This is a genomic window from Thiobacillus sp., from assembly GCF_030696885.1.
Lineage (GTDB): Bacteria > Pseudomonadota > Gammaproteobacteria > Burkholderiales > Thiobacillaceae > Thiobacillus.
Window position 1 is genome coordinate 47,233 of the sequence record NZ_JAUYRI010000027.1, and the last position, 24,023, is coordinate 71,255.

General features: G+C 63.9%; 18 protein-coding genes. 12 read left to right on the forward strand and 6 right to left on the reverse strand.

Annotated elements, in window-relative coordinates:
- Positions 1-253 precede the first annotated feature (253 nt).
- On the reverse strand, positions 254-697 hold the full coding sequence (locus Q8R61_RS12860; RefSeq protein ID WP_305537883.1) for an Hsp20/alpha crystallin family protein: 444 nt from the start codon (positions 695-697) through the stop codon (positions 254-256).
- A gap of 190 nt (positions 698-887) precedes the next feature.
- On the opposite strand from Q8R61_RS12860, the gene Q8R61_RS12865 reads away from it, so the two are divergent.
- The 6 genes from Q8R61_RS12865 to Q8R61_RS12890 all read left to right on the forward strand — a co-directional run bounded on the left by Q8R61_RS12865 (position 888) and on the right by Q8R61_RS12890 (position 10,333).
- The gene (locus Q8R61_RS12865) at positions 888-2,282 is read left to right on the forward strand and encodes a bifunctional diguanylate cyclase/phosphodiesterase (protein ID WP_305537885.1); all 1,395 of its coding nucleotides are present in this window, start codon (positions 888-890) and stop codon (positions 2,280-2,282) included.
- Positions 2,283-2,438: 156 nt separating this feature from the next.
- The gene (locus Q8R61_RS12870) at positions 2,439-5,120 is read left to right on the forward strand and encodes a nitrate reductase (protein WP_305537887.1); all 2,682 of its coding nucleotides are present in this window, start codon (positions 2,439-2,441) and stop codon (positions 5,118-5,120) included.
- 64 nt (positions 5,121-5,184) lie between these two features.
- Entirely contained in the window at positions 5,185-6,150 is a 966-nt protein-coding gene (gene ybiB / locus Q8R61_RS12875) for a DNA-binding protein YbiB (RefSeq protein WP_305537889.1), read from the forward strand.
- 206 nt (positions 6,151-6,356) lie between these two features.
- The gene (nirB, locus tag Q8R61_RS12880) at positions 6,357-8,813 is read left to right on the forward strand and encodes a nitrite reductase large subunit NirB (protein WP_371133630.1); all 2,457 of its coding nucleotides are present in this window, start codon (positions 6,357-6,359) and stop codon (positions 8,811-8,813) included.
- Between the two features lie 9 nt (positions 8,814-8,822).
- Complete coding sequence (gene nirD / locus Q8R61_RS12885; RefSeq protein ID WP_305537892.1) at positions 8,823-9,155, forward strand: nitrite reductase small subunit NirD; 333 nt, start codon at positions 8,823-8,825, stop codon at positions 9,153-9,155.
- 116 nt (positions 9,156-9,271) lie between these two features.
- Complete coding sequence (locus Q8R61_RS12890; protein ID WP_305537894.1) at positions 9,272-10,333, forward strand: methyl-accepting chemotaxis protein; 1,062 nt, start codon at positions 9,272-9,274, stop codon at positions 10,331-10,333.
- 142 nt (positions 10,334-10,475) lie between these two features.
- On the opposite strand, the gene Q8R61_RS12895 is transcribed toward Q8R61_RS12890, so the two are convergent.
- Complete coding sequence (locus Q8R61_RS12895) at positions 10,476-10,610, reverse strand: hypothetical protein (RefSeq protein WP_305537896.1); 135 nt, start codon at positions 10,608-10,610, stop codon at positions 10,476-10,478.
- Between the two features lie 268 nt (positions 10,611-10,878).
- Between Q8R61_RS12895 and Q8R61_RS12900 the strand changes: the two genes are divergently transcribed.
- From Q8R61_RS12900 to Q8R61_RS12925, 6 genes are all read left to right on the forward strand, one after another.
- Complete coding sequence (locus tag Q8R61_RS12900; RefSeq protein WP_305537898.1) at positions 10,879-12,333, forward strand: circularly permuted type 2 ATP-grasp protein; 1,455 nt, start codon at positions 10,879-10,881, stop codon at positions 12,331-12,333.
- Positions 12,327-13,283, forward strand: a complete 957-nt coding sequence (locus Q8R61_RS12905; RefSeq protein WP_305537900.1) for an alpha-E domain-containing protein — start codon at positions 12,327-12,329, stop codon at positions 13,281-13,283. The genes Q8R61_RS12900 and Q8R61_RS12905 overlap by 7 nt, the downstream gene beginning before the upstream one ends.
- 4 nt (positions 13,284-13,287) lie before the next feature.
- Positions 13,288-14,520, forward strand: a complete 1,233-nt coding sequence (locus Q8R61_RS12910; protein WP_305537902.1) for a hypothetical protein — start codon at positions 13,288-13,290, stop codon at positions 14,518-14,520.
- Positions 14,521-14,536: 16 nt separating this feature from the next.
- Positions 14,537-15,505 carry a transglutaminase family protein gene (locus Q8R61_RS12915; RefSeq protein ID WP_305537904.1) on the forward strand — a complete coding sequence of 323 codons (969 nt, stop codon included), beginning with the start codon at positions 14,537-14,539 and terminating at the stop codon, positions 15,503-15,505.
- A 276-nt stretch (positions 15,506-15,781) separates the two neighbouring features.
- The gene (locus Q8R61_RS12920) at positions 15,782-17,494 is read left to right on the forward strand and encodes a PEP-CTERM sorting domain-containing protein (protein ID WP_305537906.1); all 1,713 of its coding nucleotides are present in this window, start codon (positions 15,782-15,784) and stop codon (positions 17,492-17,494) included.
- Positions 17,487-18,110: a peptidoglycan-binding protein gene (locus Q8R61_RS12925; protein WP_305537908.1), complete on the forward strand. Its 624-nt coding sequence runs from the start codon at positions 17,487-17,489 to the stop codon at positions 18,108-18,110. The genes Q8R61_RS12920 and Q8R61_RS12925 overlap by 8 nt, the downstream gene beginning before the upstream one ends.
- 45 nt (positions 18,111-18,155) lie before the next feature.
- Here the strand turns inward: Q8R61_RS12925 and Q8R61_RS12930 are convergent, their stop codons facing one another.
- The 4 genes from Q8R61_RS12930 to Q8R61_RS12945 all read right to left on the reverse strand — a co-directional run bounded on the left by Q8R61_RS12930 (position 18,156) and on the right by Q8R61_RS12945 (position 23,896).
- Positions 18,156-19,010: a transglutaminase family protein gene (locus Q8R61_RS12930; protein WP_305537910.1), complete on the reverse strand. Its 855-nt coding sequence runs from the start codon at positions 19,008-19,010 to the stop codon at positions 18,156-18,158.
- Positions 19,011-19,089: 79 nt separating this feature from the next.
- Positions 19,090-19,830 carry a carboxymuconolactone decarboxylase family protein gene (locus Q8R61_RS12935; protein WP_305537912.1) on the reverse strand — a complete coding sequence of 247 codons (741 nt, stop codon included), beginning with the start codon at positions 19,828-19,830 and terminating at the stop codon, positions 19,090-19,092.
- Complete coding sequence (locus Q8R61_RS12940; RefSeq protein WP_305537914.1) at positions 19,823-20,512, reverse strand: hypothetical protein; 690 nt, start codon at positions 20,510-20,512, stop codon at positions 19,823-19,825. Before Q8R61_RS12940 ends, Q8R61_RS12935 begins: the two co-directional genes overlap by 8 nt.
- Positions 20,513-20,536: 24 nt before the next feature.
- Positions 20,537-23,896: a DUF2126 domain-containing protein gene (locus Q8R61_RS12945; RefSeq protein WP_305537948.1), complete on the reverse strand. Its 3,360-nt coding sequence runs from the start codon at positions 23,894-23,896 to the stop codon at positions 20,537-20,539.
- Positions 23,897-24,023: the final 127 nt, after the last annotated feature.

Sequence of the window (24,023 nt, forward strand, 5' to 3'; positions counted from 1 at the left end):
CCGGCCGGCTGGTATATACCAGACCCTATTCTGCACCTCATTGCGAATAATCAATTTTTTAGAAAAATGGGCCGGCCGGGGCTGCATGGACCGGTTCACGCCCGACACACCGCGCAGTCACGCTGAAGTGATTGGCGTGATCGTGACCGGGTCCGCCGAACTTTCCCCTCCGTGAGCGTCAGCCGTGGGCCAGACGACAAGGGCGGCGCCCGTCTGCGGACGCCGCCCTTTGCACGCGTTGATACAGGCCGGGTTACTGGATTGCCAGTTTTTTGGCCGAGTTGGCCACCTTTTTGGGCAGGGTCAGTTCCAGCACCCCGTCACTGTATTTGGCCTGGGCGTTGGTTTCGTCGACGTCGTGCGCCAGAGTGAAGCTGCGCGCCACCTTGCCGCTGTAGCGCTCGGAACGCAGCACTTTCTCGCCTTCCTTCACGTCCTTTTCCATCTTCGTTTCGGCGCTGATCGAAATCTGGTTGCCGTCGATGCTGACGTGGATGTCTTCTTTCTTCACGCCCGGAATGTCGGCGTGAACGGTATACGCGTTGTCGTTTTCCTTCAGGTCCAGCTTGATCTGCATCTGCGGCTGGCCCTCGAACAGCGCGGGGCGCACGAAAAAGCCCTTGAGCATGTCGTCGATATCGCTGAACGGATCGATGCGGGCAAGATTGAGGGGGTCGTAACGACTGAGGTTGGGCATGATTTTCACTCCTGAAAAAGACCTTGGATAAGCATCCGAGCCGACGGGGCGGCTGTGTATTCAATCTAGATGCGCATCAGGTGATTTCAAGACCCTTGCGACCCGAACGGCGGGCACCGGTCCGGATAGCGGAATCCGGCCGCTCTGCGGGAATGCGGCGGTACGGGCTAAAATGGAGACGCCCCTCATCATGAATACCAGCCTCCCCCTCAGCAAAGTCATGGATCTGCTGCTCGACGCGGTCTGCGTCGTAGACGCACGGGGTGTCTTCGTCTTCATCAGCGCAGCGGGCGAACGCATCTTCGGTTACCGGCCGGAAGAAATGATCGGCCGGCCGGTGCTTGATTTTGTGCATCCCGACGACCGGGCAATAACGCTGCAGACGATCGATGACATCCTGGTCGGCCAGCCCCAGCCCCATTTCGAGAACCGCTATGTGCGCAAGGACGGCCAGATCGTCCACATCATGTGGTCGGCGCGCTGGTCGGCGCCCGACCAGTTGCGAGTGGCGGTGGCGCGCGACATTACCGAGCGCAAGCACGCCGACGCCATGCAGGCCGCGCTCTATGCCATTGCCGAAGCGGCACATGCCGCCGAAGACCTGGTCGCCCTGTTCGAGCGCATCCATCAGATCATTGGTGAGCTGCTGCCGGCGGTCAATTTCTTCGTCGCGCTGTACGACGCCGGCGAGGACGTGTTGACCTTTCCCTACTGCGCCGATGAATTCGGCCAGGCCCCCGCCCCGCAGAAGCTGGATTCGGCGGCGATGAGCGCCGAGGTCATCCGTACCGGCCAGGTGCTGTTGCTGTCGCCGCAGGCCAACGCCGGTCTGAGCGGCCAGGTCTGGCCCGATGTCAGCCGTAACGCGCTGCACTGGCTGGGTGTGCCACTGTCTGCGAAGGAGAACGTCATCGGTGCCCTGGTGGTGCAAAGTTATGACAGCGAGGTGCGCTACACCCAGAAGGACATCGAGCTGCTGCAGTTCGCCGCCAATCAGGTCGCCCCGGTGATCGAGCGCAAGCAGATGGAGCTCTGGCTGCAGCACATTGCCCGGCACGATCCGCTCACCGATCTGCCCAACCGCGAGCTGTTCCACGACCGGTTGCAAACTGCGCTGCGCCTGTCCGAACGCAACCCGTCGCCGCTGTGCCTGCTGTACCTCGACCTGGACCGGTTCAAGCAGGTCAACGACACGCTGGGGCATTCCATCGGCGACCTGCTGTTGCAGGAGGTCGCGCGCCGTCTGCGGCGCTGCGTGCGCGAATCGGATACGGTGGGACGCATCGGCGGCGACGAATTCCTGGTGCTGCTCAACGGCATCGATCCGCCGGAACAGGCCCTGGCGGTCGCCGAAAAGATCCGCGCTGCGCTCGACCAGCCCTTTGAACTGGCCGGCCAGCAGGCGCGGGTTTCGCCGAGCATCGGGGTGGCCTTCTATCCCGGGCATGGCCGCGACTACAAGCAGCTGATTCGCTATGCCGACGAGGCGATGTACGACGCCAAAAAGAAGGGCGGCAACCGCGTCCAGGTCAGCCTCCGTCCCAACCTGCTCGATCCGCCGCGCGCGAACCAATCCACGCCCTGACCCGGCGCACCAATTTGCGGCACCCCGCTTGGCGCATGCACTGCCGCTGAGCATGGCGGCCGTCATTTGCCCGGCCGGATTGGGCCAAACTCTTGAATTCATTGCGCTGCAGGCTTCTGGCACAGACCCTGCTGACAGACAGGGCGAGGAGCCATCATGTCTGTCGTTTCATCTGTCTGCTGTTATTGCGGCACCGGTTGCGGGGTGCTGATCGAGGCCGACGCCGGAAAAATCACCGGCGTGCGCGGCGATCCCGCGCACCCGGCCAACCGCGGCAAGCTGTGCACCAAGGGTGCGGCGCTGGCGCTGTCGGCGCAGGCGTCCGGGCGTGCGCTCTATCCCGAGCTGCGCGCCGACCGCGCCTCGCCGCGGCGGCGGGTGAGCTGGGACGCCGCGCTCGACCACGCCGCCGAAAAATTCCGTACGGTCATCCTCGAGCACGGCCCTGATGCCGTCGCCTTCTATATTTCCGGCCAGCTCACCACCGAGGCGTATTACGTCTTCAACAAGCTCGCCAAGGGCCTGATCGGCACCAACAACGTCGACACCAATTCACGCCTGTGCATGTCGTCTGCGGTGGCCGGTTACAAGGCCACCCTTGGCGCGGATTCGCCGCCGGGCTGTTACGACGATATCGATCATGCCGGCACGATCTTCATCGCCGGCTCCAACACGGCCTATGCGCACCCGATCCTGTTCCGCCGCATCGAAGCGGCGAGGAAGGCCCATCCGGACCTCAAGCTGATCGTGGTCGACCCGCGCCGCACCGACACCGCCGACGAGGCAGACCTGCATCTGGCCATCCTGCCCGGCACTGACGTTGCGCTGTTCCACGCCATGCTCAACGTGATGCTGTGGGAGGAACTGATCGACCGCGCCGCCATCGCCGCTCACACCGAAGGCTGGGAGGCGCTGCGCGATCTGGTGCGCGACTACACCCCGGAGAAAGTTGCGCCGATCTGCGGCGTGGCGGCAGGCGATATCGTTCAGGCGGCGCGCTGGTTCGCCGCCGGGCCGACACTGTCGCTGTATTGCCAGGGGCTCAATCAATCCAGCTGCGGCGTCGATAAGAACGCCGCGCTGATCAACCTGCATCTGGCCAGTGGACAGATCGGCAAGCCCGGTGCCGCGCCGTTTTCGCTCACCGGCCAGCCCAATGCGATGGGCGGTCGCGAGGTCGGCGGGCTGGCCAACCTGCTGTCCGCCCACCGCGACATGAACAATCCCGAGCACCGCGCCGAAGTCGCGCGGCTGTGGGGGGTGGATGACGTGCCGGCGACGCCGGGCAAGACCGCGGTGGAAATGTTCGAGGCGGTGCGGCGTGGCGAGATCAAGGCGATCTGGATCGCCTGTACCAACCCCGCGCAGTCGATGCCCGACCAGAATCTGGTGCAGCAAGCCCTGGAGGCCGCCGAATGCGTGGTGCTGCAGGAAGCGTTTGCCGACACCGAAACCGCGCCGTTTGCGGATCTGCTGCTGCCCGCGTCCAGCTGGGGCGAAACCGACGGCACCATGACCAATTCGGAGCGCTGCATCACGCGCGTTCACGCTGCCGTGCCACCCCCGGGCGAAGCACGCGCCGACTGGGCCATCGTCACCGACTTTGCGCAGCGTCTGATGCCCGACCTGGGTGCGCGCCTGTTCCCCTACACCAGCGCCGAAGCCGTGTTCAACGAGCACCGCGAAACCACGCGCGGGCGCGATCTCGACATCACCGGTCTCTCCTATGCGCTGCTCGACCAGGCGCCGCAACAATGGCCGTTTCCCGAAGGCGCGGCCTCGGGCCAGGCGCGCCTGTATGCCGACGGCGTCTATCCGACCGCCAGCGGTCGCGCGCGCTTTCATGCCGCACCCTACCGACCGGTGGCGGAAGCGATCGACGCGCGTTTTCCGCTGCATCTCAACACCGGCCGCCTGCGCGACCAGTGGCATGCGATGAGCCGCACCGGCCGCGTGGCGCGGCTGTTCGCCCACGCCGACACGCCTGTGCTGAGCATGAACGCGCGCGACCTCGAGCTGCGGCGGTTGAACGCAGGCGACCTGGTCCGGGTGAAAAGTCGTCGCGGCGAAGTGGTCGTGGTGGCCGAGGCCAGCGACAGCGTGCGCCCCGGACAGTGTTTCCTGCCGATGCACTGGGGCGCGCGCTTCATGGGCGGGCGCGGCATCAATGCGCTGACCCTGCCGGCATTCGACGCGGTGTCGAAGCAGCCCGAGCTCAAGCACGCTGCGGTGCAGGTGGCCAAGGCCGTGCTGCCCTGGCGCATGGCCGCGCTGGCGGTGGGCGACGGGGCGAAAATGCTCGATGCCGTGCAGCCACTGCTGCGCGCCTGCGACTACGCCGCGGCGGGGCTGGCCGGGCGCGACCGCGATGTACTGACGCTGCGCCTCGCCCACACGCAGCCGCTGCCCGAATCGTTGTTGGCCGAACTCGACGCCGCGCTGGGGCTGGACGATCCGCTTGCTGTGATGCATTACGAAGACCGTCCACGCGGCATATCCAAGCGCGTGCGGGTCGACGGCGGCACGGTGACCGCCGCGCGGCTGACCGGTGAGACCGCCGCCTTCGACTGGCTGCGCGACGTCATCGTCGATGGCATCGACGCCGCCTCGCTGCGCGCCTGGATGCTGGCACCGGTGGCGCGTCCGCCAGCAGGCGGGGCAGGGCGCGGACGCATTGTCTGTAATTGCTGGAACGTGGCCGAGCCCGACATCCTCGCTGCCATCACGGCCGGCGCCGACCTCGCCACGCTGCAGGCCACGCTCAAATGCGGCACTGAATGCGGTTCGTGCGTGCCGGAACTGAAACGCCTGATCGCAGGCAACCGGGCGGCGGCATGATGAGCCAACGCAATTCCCGTCATTGCGAGTACCCAAGCTTCGCATCCTTCGCGGATACAAAACCATGAGCTACGCGACCCTGATCCGCCAGATCGAAGCCGGCGAGGACCTGAGTTTCACCGAGTCGCGCGCATTGGGGGCGGCCCTGCTCGACGGCGGCGTGCCGGAACTGGAGACGGCGGCCTTCCTGGTCGCCTTCAATCAGCACAACCCGGGGCTCGATGCCTGGCTCGGCCTGCACGCGGCATTGGCCGAGCGACTGCCCGAATTCGGGGTGCCGTCGGGCCCGTTTCGTACCGTGGTGCTGCCCACCTATCACGGTGTACGTGGGTTTCCGCACCTGACGCCGCTTTTGGCCCTGCTGCTCAAAAGCTTTGGCATTCCGGTGCTGATCCATGGCGTGCTCGAAGGCGGCGGCGGCACGGCAGCAGCCTACGTGCTACGCGAGCTCGGCATCATGCCGTGCAGCACCGCGGCGCAGGTCAATGCGGCATTGCTGGATGAGGGCGTCGCATTTGCGCCGGTGGCGCTGTTGAGTCCCGGCCTGGCGTCGCTGCTGGCGCTGCGTTCGCGACTCGGCATCGACGGCTGGGTGACGCGGTTGGCGATGCTGGCCGACGTGGCGGGCGCGCACTCGGTACGGGTGACGCCGGTGCCGACGGCCGCTGACCTGCCTGGCGTGCGCAGCGTGCTGGAAGCGCTGGGCGGGCACGCCCTGCTGCTGCAGGGCTGCGAGGGCGAAGCGTTTGCCGACCCGTTGCAGCGGCCCGAGATGGTGCTGGTACAGGACGGGCAGTCCCTGCCGGTGTACGAGGCACAATCGACGCCGTCGGTGCAGGCCAATCTGCCCGAGGGGGATGCGCGTGCGACCGGCGCCTGGATCGACAGGGTGATGCGCGAGCAGTTGCCGCTGCCGTTGCCGATCCGCAATCAGCTGGCGGTGTGCCTCTTTGCAGCGGGCTATACCGAGGACCTCAACCAGGCGCGCGCAATCACGGCCATCAATGGTTTCGGGCGGGCGGCCGCGTAGACGTGGTGCACGCGCTGCGGTTTGGCACTGCGTTGGTGCATGGCGCCTCGCGCCGATCCCGATGGCCCGAAAAGAATCCCTGTTAAAACAATACCGTTTGCGTGCCCAGCCCGCATGGCATAGCGATTGCTAGGTGTAGGGCAGGTAGACCGAATGCAACGGCGTATCTCGGTCATCACTTTTGATTTTTCGTTTGGAGTGGTGAGATGGATATGAGTACGCCGATGGGACAGGGTCCCAAAATGAAACTCGTGATGGTCGGCAACGGCATGGCCGGAGTGCGCACGCTGGAAGAGCTGCTGAAGCTGGCGCCCGACCTCTACGACATCACCGTGTTTGGCGCCGAGCCGCACCCCAACTACAACCGGATTCTGCTCTCCCCGGTGCTCGCCGGCGAGCAGACGGTCGACGACATCGTGCTGAACCCGCTCGACTGGTACAACCAAAACAACATCACGCTGCACCTGGGCAAGAAGGTGGTGAAGATCGACCGCACCGCGCGCGCGGTCGAAGCCGACGACGGCACCCGCGCCGGCTACGACCGCCTGCTGCTTGCCACCGGCTCCAATCCCTTCATCCTGCCGGTGCCCGGCGCCGACCTGCCTGGTGTCATCAGCTTTCGCGACATTGCCGACGTCGACGCGATGATCCGCGCTTCCAGCCAGTATCGTCATGCCGTCGTCATCGGCGGTGGCCTGTTGGGTCTCGAAGCCGCCAATGGCCTGATGAAGCGCGGCATGGACGTGACCGTCGTGCACATCGGTCCGTGGCTGATGGAGCGCCAGCTCGATGAACCGGCCGCGCGCCTGCTGCAGAAGAGCCTGGAAGAAAAAGGCATGAAGTTTCTGCTTCAGAAGCAGACGGCCGAGTTGGTTAAGGGCGAGTCCGGAAGGGTGTGTTCGATCAAGTTCAAGGACGGCGACAGCGCGCCGGCCGATCTGGTCGTGATGGCCGTGGGCATCCGTCCCAACACCGAACTCGCCGAATCATCGGGCCTGCACTGCAACCGCGGCATCGTCGTCAACGACACGATGCAGACCTTCGACCCGCGCATCTACTCGATTGGTGAGTGCGCCGCGCACCGCGGCATCGCCTACGGTCTGGTTGCGCCGCTGTTCGAGCAGGCCAAGGTGTGCGCCAACCATCTCGCACACTACGGCATCGGCCGTTATCAGGGCTCGATCACCTCGACCAAGCTCAAGGTCACCGGCATCGATCTCTTCTCGGCCGGCGATTTCATCGGCGGCGAAGGCACCGAGGCGATCCTCTATTCCGACCCCATCGGCGGTGTCTACAAAAAGCTCGTCATCAAGGACAACAAGCTGGTCGGCGGCGTGATGTACGGCGACACCGTCGACGGCGCCTGGTATTTCTCACTGCTGCGCGACGGCAAGGACGTGTCCGAGCTGCGCGACCACCTGATGTTCGGCCAGGACCATTGCGGCAACCTCGGCCACCAGGGCATCAACAAGGCCGCGACCATGACCGACGACATGGAAGTGTGCGGCTGCAATGGCGTATGCAAGGGCGACATCGTCAAGGCGATCCGCGAGAAGGGCCTGTTCACGCTGGAAGATGTGCGCAAGCACACCAAGGCCTCGAGCTCTTGCGGATCGTGCACGGGTCTGGTCGAACAGATCCTGGCGGTCACCGCGGGCGGCGATTATTCCGCCACGCCGAAGACGAAATCTATGTGCGGCTGCACCGACCACACCCACGAAGCGGTACGCGAAGCAATCCGCCAGAACAAGTTCCTGACGATTCCGCAAGTCATGACCTTCATGGAATGGCGCACCCCAAACGGCTGCGCAAGCTGCCGCCCGGCGCTGAATTACTACCTGATCTCCACCTGGCCGGGCGAGGCGGAGGACGATCCGCAGTCGCGCTTCATCAACGAGCGCGCCCACGCCAACATTCAGAAAGACGGCACCTATTCGGTGATCCCGCGCATGTGGGGCGGGCAGACCACGCCGTCCGAGTTGCGCCGCATCGCCGACGTCGCCGACAAATACGCGATCCCGTCGGTCAAGGTCACCGGCGGTCAGCGCATCGATCTCTTGGGCGTGAAGAAGGAAGACCTGCCGGGCGTATGGGCCGACCTCGACATGCCGTCGGGCCACGCCTATGGCAAGGCGCTGCGTACGGTGAAAACCTGCGTCGGCTCGGAGTGGTGCCGCTTCGGCACCCAGGATTCGACCCAGATGGGCATTGACCTGGAGAAGGTGTTCTTCAAGATGTGGGCGCCGCACAAGGTCAAGCTCGCGGTATCCGGCTGCCCAAGGAACTGCGCCGAAGTCGCGATCAAGGACGTCGGCATCATCGGCGTCGATTCCGGCTGGGAAATCTACGTCGGCGGTAACGGCGGCATCAAGACCGAGGTCGCGCAGTTCCTGGTCAAGGTGAAAACCCCCGACGAGGTGCTCGAATACTCCGGCGCCTTCCTGCAGCTGTATCGCGAAGAGGCGCGCTACCTCGACCGCACCGTGCATTACCTCGAGCGCGTCGGCCTCGACTATGTGAAGAAGAAAATCCTCGACGACAACGAAGGCCGGCATGCGCTGTACGAGCGCCTGCTGTTCGCCCTGTCGGTCGAACGCGACCCCTGGGTCGAGCGCGCCAAGGAAGGCAAGCTCAAGCACGAATTCGAAACCGTCGCCGCATAAGGAGCCGACATGAACCAATGGACCGACATCCTGGACCTGAACGACATCCCCAAACTCGGCGCCCGCGTGGTGCGCCACGGCAACCTCGACATCGCGGTGTTCCGCACCGCAGACGATGAAGTCTTCGCGCTGGAAGACCGTTGCCCGCACAAGGGCGGGCCGCTGTCGCAGGGCATCGTGCACGGCAAAAAGGTGACCTGCCCAATGCACAACTGGAACATCGAGCTTGATTCCGGCTGCGCCATCGCGCCGGACCAGGGCTGTGCACGGGAATTTCCCGTCAAGCTCGAAGGCGGGCGCGTGTGGCTGGATCTGTCGACGCTGGCGCGAGTCGCCGCCTGAGCTGCGCCTAACCCGCCGCTCAAGAGGAACGCTTCGCCGGCAAGCGGGCTTCGTGCTCCTGAGATAGCACCTTGGACGAGTGGGGGTAGGGCTTTTAGGAAAGGAGATTGGCCGTAATGTCCTCAAACCATAAAAACGTTACGCCGGAACGGATCAACGTATTGTCGGATAGCATCCAGAAAAAGCTGGCCAAGTCCCTGAGTGAAATCAACCAGATCAATATGCAGGCGCACTTGCTGTCGTTGAACGCGCAGGTGGAAGCGGCGCGGGCGGGGGAGGCGGGGCGTTCGTTCGCGGTGGTGGCGATATCGATGCGGGATTTGTCGGAGGAGACGAAGAGCGCCGCCGACTGGTTGGCGAGCGAAGTGCAGCATGACATCGGAGAGCTGTCGCATATCAGCAAGCAGCTGGCGACCGATGTGCGCGGCCAGAGGCTTTCTGACCTGGCATTCAACAACATCGATTTGATCGACCGCAACCTCTACGAGCGCTCGTGTGACGTGCGTTGGTGGGCAACGGATCCGAGCATGACGGCGGCGTGCAAGGCGCCGGACAACGCGGAACTGGCGAAACATGCCTCAAAGCGGATGGGCGTGATCTTGAACGCGTACACGGTTTATTTCGATTTGGTTTTGTGTGCGCCGGACGGCAGGATCATCGCCAACGGGCGTCCGGGAGAGTTCCGGACGGTGGGAATGCAGGTCGCTCAGTGCCGGTGGTTCAAGGAGGCCTTGGCCACACGGTCGGGAGATGAATTCGGGTTCGAAACGGCGCACGCGACGCCGCTGGTCAACGGGCAGCGGATCTTGGCGTATTCCTGCGCGGTACGTGAAGGCGGCGAGAGCCACGGAAACATCGTGGGAGTGCTGGGCATCCTGTTCCGCTGGGATGCCCTGGCGCAGACAGTGGTGAGCAATACGCCGCTGCTGGAGAGCGAGAAGTCCAGCACGCGCGTGATGATCGTGGACAAGACGGGATTCGTGCTGGCCGACACGGGCGACGGGACGTTGCGGGACCGGCTGGATTTCAAGGGCATGAATGCGCTGTTCGAGCAGAAGAAGGGCTTTGTATTGACTGACTACAAAGGCGGCCCGGCGATGGTGGCCCACGCGTTTTCGCGAGGATTCGAAACGTATTCGACGGGCTGGCATTCCGTGATCGTCCAGAGCTTGCGGTAGCAGTGTAGGTCCGGGGGAGCGCTTTCATGTTGGTGGGTTAAACATGGGAGGGAGAGACGAAGGCGTCGAAGACTGATCGGCGCCGCACGCGGCGGCCAAGCGAACGGCTCGGCTACACTGCACGCATCGCGATCTCGCCCAATCACCCATGATGCCCGTCGACGATGCGCTGTGCCTGCTCGGTGCGCGCTTCCTCGAATCGAGCGGCTTCGCGATCGAGCGCGTGGCGTTCGCCCATTACCCCTACCGGCCCGGCCTGCGCGGCGCGCTGGCGCACGTCGTGTTCGCCGTGCTGCCGCGTTGCTTCCGCCGCGTCCAGGTATCACCGTGCGACCGGGGCCGGGGCTGTCGCCACGGGCCTGAGTGCGGCCGCACCAGCGTGGTGCGACACTTCACGCGCGCGCCCCACGTTCGTCCACGGTGCCCCCCTGGTTACACCGCGTTGCCGGACACATGCTTGATTCCAATAGGGTTTCGTTTCCTGGCATGACTAATGCACTAAGCTGGATACGGGCATGGCGTGCGCCCGAAAAACGGAGACTGGCATGAAGATCGATTGCGGGAGCTACCCGCTGATGGGCGGGTATGACGAGTTGCTGGAAGCGCCGGGCAAGCCGCGCGACGGCGCAGGCGGCCTGTGCGATTACTTCGCCGAGTTGCCTGCGGATGAACTCGAGGCGCGCCACCATGCCGTCGACGCGGCCATCATGGCGGCGGGGATCACCTTCACCGTGTATTCCGAGGCGGGCAATATCGACCGTGCCTGGCCCTTCGACGTGGTGCCGCGCATCATCGACAAGCTCGAGTGGGACCACATCGAGGCCGGGCTGAAGCAGCGCCTGAAGGCGCTCAACTGCTTCATCGACGACATCTATCACGCGCAGACGATCGTCCGCGACGGCGTGTTTCCGGCCGAGGTGCTGGCCGATTCGAAGAATTTTCGTGCAGCCTGCGTCGGCGCTAATCCGCCGTTCGGCGTGTGGGCGCACATTTGCGGCACCGATCTCGTGCGCGACGGCGACGGCACGGTCTACGTGCTGGAAGACAACCTGCGCGTGCCCTCGGGGGTGTCCTACATGCTGGAAAACCGCCAGCTGATGAAGCGGCTGTTTCCCGAACTGTTCGCGCGCTACGACGTGCTGCCGGTCGACGATTACACCGCGCAGCTCTACGACACCCTGGCCGCGCTGTCGCCGCGCGAGGACGAGCGGCCGGAAATCGCGGTGCTCACGCCCGGCGTCTTCAACTCGGCCTACTTCGAGCATTCCTATCTGGCGCAGCAGATGGGCGCGCATCTGGTGGAGGGCCCCGACCTGGTGGTGCTGGACGACGACTGCGTGTACATGAAGACGATCGAGGGGCTGACCCGTCTCGACGTCATCTACCGCCGCATCGACGACGATTTCATCGACCCGGAAGTCTTCCGCGCCGATTCGGCGCTGGGCGTGCCAGGCCTGATGCGCGCCTGGAAGGCCGGCAAGGTCGGCATTGCAAATGCGCCCGGCGCAGGCGTGGCCGACGACAAGGTGGTGTATGCCTATGTCCCCGAAATGATCCGCTACTACCTCGGCGAGGACGCGATCCTGCCCAACGTGCCGAGCTATCTGTGCATGAACGAGGCTGACCGCGAGTACGTGCTGGCGAATCTGGACAAGCTGGTGGTCAAGCCGGCCAACGAGTCGGGCGGCTACGGCATGCTGGTGGGGCCGAAGTCGACCGCGGAAGAGCAGGCGATCTTCGCCGACCTGATCCGCGCCAACCCGCGCAACTACATGGCGCAGCCGACCCTGTCGCTGTCCACCGTGCCGACGCTGTGCGACGGCGCCATCGAGCCGCGCCACGTCGACCTGCGTCCGTTCATCCTGCAGGCGCGGGACATGTACGTCACGCACGGCGGGCTCACCCGCGTGGCCCTGCGGCGCGGGTCGCTGGTGGTGAACTCGTCGCAGGGCGGCGGCAGCAAGGACACCTGGATCATTCAGGGAGACGCATCGTGCTAGCCCGCGTCGCCGAAAACCTGTACTGGATGGCGCGCTATCTCGAGCGCGCCGAGGACACCGCGCGCCTGATCAACGCCGCCACCATGATGCTGATGGACATGCCGCGCGGCGCCAGCTTCGGCTGGGAGGACCTGCTCAGGGTGGTGGGTCTGGACGAGGATTTCCACCAGCACTACGACGAGGCGAGCGAAACCGCGGTGATGAGCTTTCTGATCCAGGACGAGCGCAATCCGTCGTCGATCTTCGCCTGCGTGCGCCACGCGCGCGAGAACACCCGCACCTTCCGCGAGGTGCTGCCGCGCGAATCGTGGGAGTGGGTCAACGAGCTCTACCTCTACACCAGCACGCACAAGAGCAGCGCGCTCGACCGCCGCAAGCGCATCGAGGTGCTGACCGAGATCATCCGCCGCCGCCAGGCCGTGGTCGGTCTGCTGTCCGGCACCATGAGCCGCGACGAGGCCTTCCAGTTCATGCGGCTGGGGCGCAATATCGAGCGCGCCGACATGACCACGCGCGTGCTCGACGTCAGCTATGCCATCAACCTGCCGTTCCAGGACAGCCAGTACCACGACCTCATCTGGATGAGCGTGCTGCAGGCCCTGTCGGCGCACCAGATGTACCGCCGCCACGTCAGCGTGCATGCCAAGGGCCACAAGGTGCTGGCCTTCCTGCTCAACGATATTCAGTTCCCGCGCAGCGTGCGCCACTGTCTGCACGAGATCCAGTTCGCCCTCGACGAGTTGCCCGGCGTCGAGCCGATGCGGCGCCTGCAGGGCATGCTGAACCTGGTGGACGGCGCCGATTACCGTGTGCTGGCAAAGAACGGGCTGCACGAATTCTGCGACGACATCCAGGCCCGGCTGGCCGACCTCAACACGGTCATCGGCGAGACCTACTTCCGCGCGGCGCATCCGCAAAAGATGAGCCAATCCCTGTTTAACCTGGTTTGACCCCATGGCCGCATCGCTCGGTTTTCCCCGCTTCGGCGACAAGCAGAACTCGCCCCAGTTCGAGGACTACCTCGGCCAGTTGCTGGAGGAGCGCGACCGCATCGGGCTGACCGAAGCCATCCGCCAGATCGATGCGCTGATGATCACTGTCGAGCCCAGCCATTCGGTCGCCTATGTCGCCGAGCTGTGCGTGATGACGCCCTACCATTATTTGGTCACGCTCGAATCGGAATCGCACTTCACTCACATCCTGCGCATCGACATGAGCGCGCCCGACCTCCTGGTGCGCGAGGTCAAGGACCCCAATGTGCGCGGCATCTTCCGCAGCCTCAACGAGGTCTATCCCATCGGTGCGGTCAAGCCCAACTCGCGCTACATGGGCGAGGTGCTGCGCGTCACCGACCCGCACGCCGTGGTCGACATGCAGAAGGCGCGCGACATCCGTTTCTTCAACCAGGACCAGATCCGTAAGCTCGAACTGCCCGGCAACATGGCCGTGGTCAAGCCCAGCCCCTACACCCACAACATCGTCGCCTATTGGGAGCGCCCCGAGTCCGATGTCCGCGTCTATGCGCTGGGCTGGAGCAGCATCCGCGACGACATGCAGGCCGCTTACGAAGGCGCGAAGGCCACGCAGAAAAAGCTCGGCATCGACGAACTGTTGCTGCCGATCGACCATCTCGCCACCCGCATCTACAGCCAGAACCGCGAAGCCGCCATCCTCGAATACCTCACGCTGTCGAGCTATTACTACTGGGGTTCCTATGACATCGCCGACCAGAACTCGTCGACCAACGTCACCAAGAGCGTGCATTTCGCCAACGAGCTCGAATCCCCGGCCAAGGTGTTTACCGCGGCGAACCATCCCTACTTCATGAACCATTTGCTGACCGAGTCGCCCACCGAAGCCTTCGTGCGCAACTTCGGCCCGCGCCTGCATCACATCGCGGTGGCCGTAAAGGATGGCGAAACCGAAGCCCAGGCCAACATCGATTACGTCGTGGCCTCGCTGCGCGACTGCGGCCAAAAATTCCTGCTCGACGTCATCGGTTCGAAGGAAGCGGGTTTGAAGCAGATCTTCTCCAGCGCCTCGGAATATTCCTCGCTCATCGTCGAATACGTCCAGCGCTTCGGCGGCTTTCAGGGATTCTTCACCAAGGACAACGTCGCCGAGCTCACGCATGCCGCGGGCGTGGAGGAAAGCCTGCGCGCGTTGCAGAAAGAGGCGCAGGCGTGATCGTCTAAACTCTGAAATGTCTGGAGGCAGCCATGAAAGTGGCTGTGCGGCCGGTTCTCCCCATCATCCTCGGGTGCCAAAAATCCCCATGATTCATATCCGGTTTTCGATCGACCTCAGCTACGAAGTGATTGGCCGGCCAGCCGATTTCATTTTCAATATCCACGCTGCGCCCACCGCCCATCAGCTCATCCTTAGGGAATCACTGACGATCAGCCAGCCGCTGTCGTCGACCATTTACGATGATCCGCTGCTTCGTCACCGGCTGCTCCGTCTGCGCGCCAACCCGGGTCCGCTCAAGATCAGCTATCAGGCAGAAGTCGACATCCGCCATCATGTCGCCCAGCCGGAAAAGATTGCGGAAATGCCGATTGCCGATTTGCCGACGGAAGTGCTGCCCTATCTTTACCCGAGCCGGTATTGCGAATCGGACAGGCTGCAGCAACTGGCCAACCAGACCTTTGGCCACCTGCCGCCCGGCTACCAGCGGGTTGAGGGCATCCGTAAATGGGTGCAGGAACGCACCCACTTCACCTCCGGCAGCAGCAATTTCACCACCTCCGCCATCGACACCTACCAGCAGCAGGCGGGCGTTTGCCGTGATTTCGCGCATCTGATGATCGCCCTGTGCCGCGCCCTCAACATCCCCGCGCGCTTCTGTTCGGGCATCGATTACGGCGCCGACCCAGCCTTCGGGCCGACCGACTTTCATGCCTATGTCGAAGTCCTTCTCGGCGGGCGCTGGTTTATTTTTGACCCGTCGGGCATGGCCGTGCCGATGGGTTTTGTGCGCATCGGCACCGGGCGTGACGCGGCGGATATTTCCTTTGCCACCATCTTCGGGGATATCAAGTCCGACGTGCCCGTGCTAGCCATCGAGGCGATCGATGACCCAACCCGCGGCTACGTGCTGCCCTGGCGCTGCCCCGAAGCCCTGTCGACCGATGCGCTGATTGCCATCCCCGGTAAAGGCGGTGAGGAATAACACATCGCTTTGGCGTCGCGCATCCCCCGAAAACGGCCGGCGCTCCAAGGCACGATGCCCCGCAATGAGCCGTGTCGAAAAAATTTACACATCAAGCCGACAGTCGCGGTCGCGAACCTGAAAATACATTCTAAGCAAATGAATTTATACAAATAATTATTATTGGGAATGTTTTTTGCTACACCCGGTTTGCCGGCACAGACCCAAGCGCGTCGCCCGGCCCGGGCAATCGACCAGGAACACCCATATCAATCAAGCCCGTACAAGGAGAACGGCATGATTCTGAAGTTCGGCATGGCAACGGTGGCAATCGCCAGTACGATAATGTTTTCGAATACACACGCGGCGGTCATGTACGATTCCGGCGCGCTGGCATTCGCAAGCTCGGGTCAGAGCATGTGGGATTCGGGTGGTGCCTTCCGCAAGGAAGATTCGGTCTTTCTGGGTTCCACCTGGACCAACAAGACGGCCACCATCGGCGGTATTGCAGGCAACGCCAATGAAGTCGTGATTCCGGCCATCGGCGCCATTACCGTCCCGATATACGAGCCCCGCATATGGGTGCCGACGCCGACATGGAGCAATCCCCTTAAAGGTTACTTTACCGGTTGCGGCTGCACCAAAAATGTCACGATCAAACCCGCCACCAACGCGGTCACGGTCGACACCCGAACAGGCGCCCAGCTGAATGTGCATACGTCCGGCAAGGTCGGGCTCGAGTTCGGGTACAGCATCGACAGTGGCTCGGTCGATACCACCGCGACCTTTCAGGCGATGGCGGAACTGCCTGACACCATTCAGGCGGCTGAATTCTTCAGCATCAATACCGACAGCATTTTCGCCAAGGGCACGATCGAGACCCAGTCGCCCAAAGCCGAGGCGTATATCAGCGCCATCATGCAACTGTCTGGTTCCATCGATGCGCAGGCCTGCGCGTTGACCTTTGGATGTGCCAATTCAGGCTCTGTCGCGTTGCCTACCGTCAATATGGATCAACGGATCCTGTCGATCGACCCCAGCAGTCTGAAAATACTGGACGGCATCATGCCCAGCGGCGAAGCCTTTGCCGAAGTGCCCATACTCAACCAGAGTCTGGTGCTGGAGGGCGGCGCTACCGTGGCACCGCCCGTGGTTGGCTTCAAGCTGACGGGGCCAGGCGGGCTGACCCTTGCGACCAGTTTGCCGCCGACGCCGGCAGTCTCTGTCGATTTGGCTGAACTGACCGTGTTCGTCCCCGACATCGCCACCAACGGAACGGGGTCGGGCGTCCCGGTTACATCGAGCGGGCGGGATGACCTGCTGTCGGCGCAGTTCGATATTGACGGAGCCGCGACGCTATTTGGTGGTCTGCCGCCGGCCGGGCTCAACTTTGATCTCATCGATGCCGGTCCATTCAAGCTGTCGGTTTCCTTTGACCTGATCGACGTGGATGCGGGCCCCGTACTGGGGGTCACGCAGGATTTCGAATTCGAGCCGACCCTGATGGCCGACATTCAGTTCAGCAACCCGGTCGAGATCGCCGGCCTTGCGGGCCTGCATGACAGCTGGAGCGGACTCTGGAGCGATCTGCCGGAATTTGCGATTACGGATACAACGACGTTCACCCCCACGTTCTGGCTGGATGCGCTGCTGAAAAACGATATGGGGCTCGACCTGGGCCTGGTCGGTACGCTGGACTTGTTGAAGTTGGGCGCCACCGGTTCGATCGGCGGGGTGGATATTTTGAACTTCAATACGCTCAGTCTCAATAATCTGCTGGGCATAGGCAATACGCTGTTCGAAACGCCCAAGGTGGGTTTCTCCGTATACGACACCACATTCAAGCTGGGCGGCTTCAACCGACTTGCAGGCACCCCCTTCACCCTGAGCGTTGACGGCCAGGTGCCCGAGCCTGGAACCGTCGGCTTGCTGCTCGCAGGATTGCTGGCCGTGCAGTTGGGACGCCGGCGCCGCGCCAAGGCCCGCAATCTGGAGCCGCTTGGTGGCTGACGGTCGATCCTTAAAATTCACAACGGCCATTTTCTCGGCGGCAATCCTCCTTTTCGCGGCGGAGGCGCGTCCGGCAGATCAACAGGGCCAATATGCCATTCGTGGCGCCGGCCTGATCAGCTGCGCACTTTTCACGCAGGAGCGGGCCGTGCGCGGCGATGTTTACCTGATGACGGCAGCATGGGTCGACGGATACATTACGGGCATCAATCAGTACGCGCCGCAAACGTATGATGTTCTGTCGTTCGAAGGCACCGAGTTGCTGATGTCGATTCTCAACGAGCATTGCAAGACGCACCCGGGAGATCCCGTCTTCGGTGTGCTGGCTGGCCTGTTCAGAAAGGTGTGGGCGGATCGCATTACTGACAAGTCGGACAAGACGACCATTGTGCTTGCAGACAAGCAAGCCCGGCATTACCTGGAACTGATCGAGCGCATCCAGAAAAGGCTGCAGGCGAAGCGGTTTTATACGGGGGCGATCAGCGGCAAGTATTCCCCGCAAACCATCAAGGCCATGAAGCGTTATCAGAAATCCATCGGCCTGGAAGAAACGGGTTTCCCCGATCAATTGACATTGTGGCGGCTGCTTCGAAGTGACCCCGGTGTTAATCGATAGACGCGGGTTCCTCCTGGCCGGAAGCGCGTCCTGTCTACCCGCCAGCTAATCCAACTCCGTCACCCACACCCCCACATCGAGATTCGCTCCCGGCGGCCCAACGAACGAGCCGGAGACCGGGGGCACCGATTCGGGCAAGCGCGCCACCGCGATGGCGATGTGACTGCTGCCCACGATTTGACCGATGCTGGGGTCGAATCCCTTCCAGCCTGCACCGGGCAGGAAGACTTCGGCCCAGGCATGGGTGGCGCCGTAGTTCACCGTCGAGGGGGGCGCATGCAGGTAGCCGCTGACGAAGCGCGCGGCGAGGCCCAGGCGGCGTGCCGCCTGCATGAACAGATTGGCGGAGTCGCGGCACGAGCCGCTGCCGCGGGCCAGGGTTTCTGCTGCGGTTTGAACCCCGGGTTCCTCGCGCAGCTGATACGTCAGCGTCTGATGAATGTGGGTGCACAGGCGCTTCAGTAGGGCGTAGGTCTGGATCGCTTCACCGGGCTGCCACACATTGGCCACCCATGGCGTCAACGGGTCGCTGGCTACGGGGGCGGCGCCGTTCAGGTAGGGCGCCAGCAAAACCCGCTCCTCGGGCGTGTAGGCAAACGGGTAGTTGATCGCGTAAGGGGCTACCAGAAAATCCAGCGGCGCTTCGTTGAATTGCTGGATGATGGCTTCGCTCTCGATCACGAGCTGGCTGGTGGGCGTGTCGAACGTGGCGATCGCCACCGAGTTGTCTTCCGCGTCGCGATGCCAGCGCAGGGTGGCCGTTGGCGTGATGTCCAGGCTCGAGGATTCGATGCGCAACTCGTGGCCTTCGCGCGGGCGCAGACGCAAGGTGTGGGGCTGAAGCCGCACCAGGCCGGAGAAGTTGTAGTAGGTGCGGTGAAGGATTTTATAGCGCTGCATGGTTCATCCTGTGTGCCCGCTCCGTGGGTGTCGCATTGGCGTGGGGGTCAGTGTGGCGCGCATGATGGCCGTGTCGGTCTCAGGCGGGCGGCGCCGGAATCCGTTCCAGCATGGCGACGAAGGGCGCAGGCAGCAGACCCTGTTCACGCAGTTCGTTGGCCACGTTGTGGATGTGGACCGCCTCCCAGCGGGCAGGAAAGCCGCCCATCACCTGGGCGATGCCGATGACCTCGAGCAACTCTTCCGGGGTGACATCGCTCCGGGTCAGCAGTTCGCGGGTATGCAGGCGCACCAGCCGCTGCTTGCGCACCACCAGACTCATCAGCAGCGCGATCAGGTTGTAGAACTTCAGATTCGATATCTTGCCGTTGGGCAGGTGGGGCCAATCGGCGAAGCGTTTCCAGTGACGGGTATAGGCGTCGAACAGAAGATAGGTGTCGTCGTCGGCCTGCGCACGCACATACAAGGCAATGGCCTGCACGGTGTCGATGACGGCCTCCGGCGCCTTGGCGCGGATGGCGCCGTCGATGTGGGTCAGCGCGCACACCTCGCAGCCGTCGACGATGGCGGCGCTGTAGATGAGGATTTCGCTCAGGTGCCGTTCCTTGGAGAAGACGCCACGCGACACCAGCAGGCGCGCCATGTCGAGCAGGGCGTCGCCAAGCTCGACGCCTTTCTTGACGAAGCGGGCGGCCTTCGGATCGGCCTCCATCGCGGCTTCGGCATCCTCCTGCAAAGCCATCAGCAGCGAATTCGCGCCACCGGCGATGCGGTGCGCATCGTGCAGATCCAGTCTTCCGTAGCGGTATTCGTCAGACATGAAGGGTGTCGATCTCGCTGTAGGCATGTTTAAGCCACATCTTAACGCGCTGCCGCTCGAGGATGCCGAGCGCATGCGCGTCGGCGCGCTGCGTGGCCGACCAGAAGCTGCTGCTGTGACCGTCGATCTTGATCATCGAGGTTTCGTGCAGGCGCTTGACGTTGATGATTCGGGCATGCAGTTCCAGCGCGCGCTGTTTTTCGCCGGAGGCGTCCAGCAGGTCGAAGTTGTCGCCGCGGATGTGGTTTTGCACCAGCACGTAATTCATGCGCGAGCCGAAGCGATCGAGCAGCTTTTTCAGCAGGTCGACCGAGTCGCGGCCCGAGTCCATCACGTGCCAGTAGGTGATCGCCACGCCCAGCTCGCTCGACAGTTCCAGCAGGCCGGAGTCGTCCATCCACTGGGTGAGCGCGTCCTGCGTTTGCGCGGCGAGGTCGACCAGGATGCTGCGGTCGGGTTCGGCCGCCGCGGCTTCGACGATGGCATCGAGGCTCTCATAGTTGTCGACGACGACGGGCGAAGCGTAGCCGGCGTAAAAGCGCATCAGCGCGCCGTGCGACTTGTCGGTGTCGAAGCCGAGGAAAGGTCGCTCGTGGTCAATCAGGTATTGCGCGAGGATGCGCGCGACCAGCGATTTTCCGACCCCGCCTTTTTCGCCGCCGATGAAGTGGATATGGGCCATGACTCTTTCCCTTGAGAAGTAAATTTAACGCCGACGCAGATCGAGCGTGTGCGGGAATTCGCCGGGCAGTTCCTCCGGCGGCGGGGCCATCGGGCCGGGCGGGGTGCCGCCGGGGAAGAAGCCGGCGAGCGGAGCGATCCACGGCGGCGGCGTGAAACTGCCGGGGGTGTGGCCCCACGCCTGGAAGCGATTGTGACGACGCGACTCGGCTTCCCAGGCGTTGACCGGGAAGGTGTCGTAGCTGCGTCCGCCGGGATGGACCACGCGGTAGGTGCAGCCGCCGATGGCGCGGCCGTTCCAGGTGTCGATGAGGTCGAACACCAGCGGTGAGTGGATGCCGATGGTGGGATGCAGCGCCGAGGGCGGTTGCCAGGCGCGGTAGCGCACGCCGGCGACGTATTCGCCGTGCACGCCGGTGCTACGCAGCGGCACGCGGCGGCCGTTGCAAGCGAGCACGTAGCGGCCGTCGGTGAGTCCGTTGACCTTGACCTGCAGGCGCTCGACCGAAGAATCGACATAGCGCGCGGTGCCGAGACTCGTCGATTCCTCGCCGAGCACATGCCAGGGTTCGATCGCGGTGCGCAGTTCGATCTGGATGTCGCCGAGTTCCAGCGTGCCGTGACGCGGAAAGCGGAATTCGAGGAAGGGTCCGAACCATGCAGGGTCGAAGGGAAGTCCCGCCGCCTTGAGGTCGTCGATCACGTCCTTCAAATCGGCCCACAGGTAGTGCGGCAGCATGAAGCGATCGTGCAGCAGCGTGCCCCAGCGCACCAGCGGCTTCTGGTAGGGCTTCTCCCAGAAGCGCGCGACCAGCGCGCGCAGCAGCAGCATCTGCGCCAGGCTCATGCGCGCGTGCGGCGGCATTTCGAAAGCGCGGAATTCGACCAGCCCCAGCCGCCCCGACGCCGAATCGGGCGAATACAGCTTGTCGATGCAGAACTCCGAGCGGTGGGTGTTGCCGGTGAGATCGGTGAGCAGGTTGCGCAGCAGCCGATCCACCAGCCACGGCTGCGGCGTCTCCCCGATGGGCATCTGCTGGAAGGCGATTTCGAGTTCGTACAGGCGCTCGGGCCGGCCTTCGTCGACGCGCGGCGCCTGGCTGGGGGGGCCGATGAAGAGGCCGGAGAACAGGTAGGACAGCGCCGGGTGATGCTGCCAGTAGGTGATGAAGCTCGCCAGCAAATCGGGGCGACGCAGGAAGGGGCTGTCGGCCGGGGTGGCGCCGCCGAAGGTGACATGGTTGCCGCCGCCGGTGCCGGCGTGGCGGCCGTCGAGCATGAACTTCTCGGTGCCGAGGCGCGACAGGCGGGCCTCTTCGTAGAGCATCGTGGTGGTCTTGACCAGGTCTGCCCAGCTGCTGGCCGGGTGGATGTTGACCTCGATCACGCCGGGATCGGGGGTGACCATGAGCTTTTCGATGCGGCCGTCGCCGGGAGGCGTGTAGCCCTCGATGATCACCGGCATCTTCAGCAGGGCGGCAGTGGATTCGATGGCCGCCAGCAGGTCGAGGTACTGCTCCAGCGTGGTGGTGGGCGGCATGAACACGTGCAGGCCGCCGTCGCGGGCTTCCACGCATAGCGCGGTGTGCGGCACCTCGACGGATTCCCTGGTGGTCGGCGTCTGCGGCTGGATTTCGGGATGCGTGGACGCGGGGTCGAGGTGGAGGCTGTAGCGCGCCGCGACCTCGCCGTGAAAATTCGCCAGCAGCGGCTGCACCGCGAACGGGTCGACCTCGACCCAGGGTTCGCGTTCGTCCTCGGCCACCCACGGCAGCGAGGCCAGCGGCAGGCGCAGCCCCATCGGTGAATCGCCCGGGGTGAGATAGAGCCGGTCGCGGCGGAATACCCAGGGTGCGCTGTGCCAGCGCGCTTCGTGCGTGCGCCAGGCCAGCGGCAGCACGTAGCCGGTCGGCGTGTTGAGTCCGCGCGACAGCTTGTTGGCGAGGTCGCCGCGCACGACCGGGTCGTCGATGTCGAGCCGCGCCGGGTTGAGGTTGACCGGCAGCTCGGCTTCCTGCTGCAGCGTGGCCATGGCGTCTTCATACGCCGGCTGCGCGTAGCGCGCAGCGAGTCCGAGATGCTGCGCCAGGGTGGCGGCAAAGTGTTGGGCATCACCGACGCTGTGGCCGTAATCCCAGCCGGCCTCGGCCTGCAGCGATTCGTCCTTCCACACCGGCACGCCGTCGCGCCGCCAGTAAAGCCCCAACGCCCAGCGCGGCAGCGGCTCGCCCGGATACCACTTGCCCTGGCCGGTATGCAGCAGCGAACCGGCCGGCAGTTTTTCTTTGAGACGTCTCACCAGCACCTCGGCGCGCTCGCGCTTGTGCTTTCCCAGTGCATCGATGTTCCATTCCGGTGCATCCATGTCGTCGATGGAGACGAAAGTGGGCTCGCCGCCGTGCGTCAGGCGCACGTCCATGGCCTGCAGCTTTTCGTCGACGGCGTGCCCCAGTGCCAGCATCGTCTGCCAGGCTTCGTCGCTGTAGGGCAGGGTCACGCGCGGGTCCTCGCGGATGCGGGTGACGGTGTTGGAGAACTCGAACTCGACCTCGCACGGGTCGGTCATGCCGTCGATCGGCGCGGCGGACGAGGGCTGCGGCGTGCAGGCCAGCGGAATGTGGCCTTCGCCGGCAAACAGCCCCGAGGTGGGGTCGAGGCCGATCCAGCCTGCGCCGGGGAGATACACCTCGGCCCAGGCGTGCAGGTCGGTGAAGTCGTGCTCGGGCCCGGACGGGCCGTCGAGGGATTTTTCGTCGGCGGTCAGCTGCACCAGGTAACCTGACACAAAGCGCGCCGCCAGCCCCAGGTGGCGCAGGATCTGCACCAGCAGCCAGCCCGTGTCGCGACACGAGCCAAGCGCCTTTTCCAACGTTTCCTCGCAGGCCTGGATGCCCGGCTCCATGCGCACGGTGTAGGCGATGTCGCGCTGCAGGCGCTGGTTTAGTGCCACCAGAAAATCGTTGCTGTGCACCCGCTCGCGCGGCACCTCGGCCAGCCAGGCGGCGAGCCGATCGCCCGCCGGTTCGGTTTCGAGATAGGGCGCGAGTTCGCGCTTCAGGGCCGCGTCGTAGTCGAACGGCCAGTGGAAGGCGCTTTCCTCGATGAAGTAGTCAAAGGGGTTGATCACCGTCATGTCGGCGATCACCTCGACGTCCACCGAGAATTCGCGTGTCGCCTCGGGGAACACCAGCCGCGCCAGGTAATTACCGAACGGGTCCTGCTGCCAGTTGATGAAGTGCGTCTCCGGCGTGATCTTCAGCGAGTAGGCGAGGACGGGCGTGCGCGAATGCGGCGCCGGGCGCAGCCGCACCACGTGTGGGCCCAGGGCGACGCGGCGGTCGAAACGGTAATGCGTGGTGTGGCGGATGGCGACGTGGATGCTCATGGCGGCAAGAGTGAGGGTCTTGTCCATTACAAGCAAGGGCCAAGCCAGCATTATTTTTTAGTGTGTGTCGATTCTGCCCGGCTGCGTTCGTTGTGATGACAGGCAGACATGAAGTCGCTGTCTTTCA

Excerpts from the sequence above, each read along its gene's own strand:
- Q8R61_RS12860 (WP_305537883.1), bottom strand. The coding sequence starts at position 697 with ATGCCCAACCTCAGTCGTTACGACCCCCTCAATCTTGCCCGCATCGAT.
- Q8R61_RS12865 (WP_305537885.1), top strand. The coding sequence starts at position 888 with ATGAATACCAGCCTCCCCCTCAGCAAAGTCATGGATCTGCTGCTCGAC.
- Q8R61_RS12870 (WP_305537887.1), top strand. The coding sequence starts at position 2,439 with ATGTCTGTCGTTTCATCTGTCTGCTGTTATTGCGGCACCGGTTGCGGG.
- ybiB (WP_305537889.1), top strand. The coding sequence starts at position 5,185 with ATGAGCTACGCGACCCTGATCCGCCAGATCGAAGCCGGCGAGGACCTG.
- nirB (WP_371133630.1), top strand. The coding sequence starts at position 6,357 with ATGGATATGAGTACGCCGATGGGACAGGGTCCCAAAATGAAACTCGTG.
- nirD (WP_305537892.1), top strand. The coding sequence starts at position 8,823 with ATGAACCAATGGACCGACATCCTGGACCTGAACGACATCCCCAAACTC.
- Q8R61_RS12890 (WP_305537894.1), top strand. The coding sequence starts at position 9,272 with ATGTCCTCAAACCATAAAAACGTTACGCCGGAACGGATCAACGTATTG.
- Q8R61_RS12900 (WP_305537898.1), top strand. The coding sequence starts at position 10,879 with ATGAAGATCGATTGCGGGAGCTACCCGCTGATGGGCGGGTATGACGAG.
- Q8R61_RS12910 (WP_305537902.1), top strand. The coding sequence starts at position 13,288 with ATGGCCGCATCGCTCGGTTTTCCCCGCTTCGGCGACAAGCAGAACTCG.
- Q8R61_RS12915 (WP_305537904.1), top strand. The coding sequence starts at position 14,537 with ATGTCTGGAGGCAGCCATGAAAGTGGCTGTGCGGCCGGTTCTCCCCAT.
- Q8R61_RS12920 (WP_305537906.1), top strand. The coding sequence starts at position 15,782 with ATGATTCTGAAGTTCGGCATGGCAACGGTGGCAATCGCCAGTACGATA.
- Q8R61_RS12930 (WP_305537910.1), bottom strand. The coding sequence starts at position 19,010 with ATGCAGCGCTATAAAATCCTTCACCGCACCTACTACAACTTCTCCGGC.
- Q8R61_RS12935 (WP_305537912.1), bottom strand. The coding sequence starts at position 19,830 with ATGTCTGACGAATACCGCTACGGAAGACTGGATCTGCACGATGCGCAC.
- Q8R61_RS12940 (WP_305537914.1), bottom strand. The coding sequence starts at position 20,512 with ATGGCCCATATCCACTTCATCGGCGGCGAAAAAGGCGGGGTCGGAAAA.
- Q8R61_RS12945 (WP_305537948.1), bottom strand. The coding sequence starts at position 23,896 with ATGAGCATCCACGTCGCCATCCGCCACACCACGCATTACCGTTTCGAC.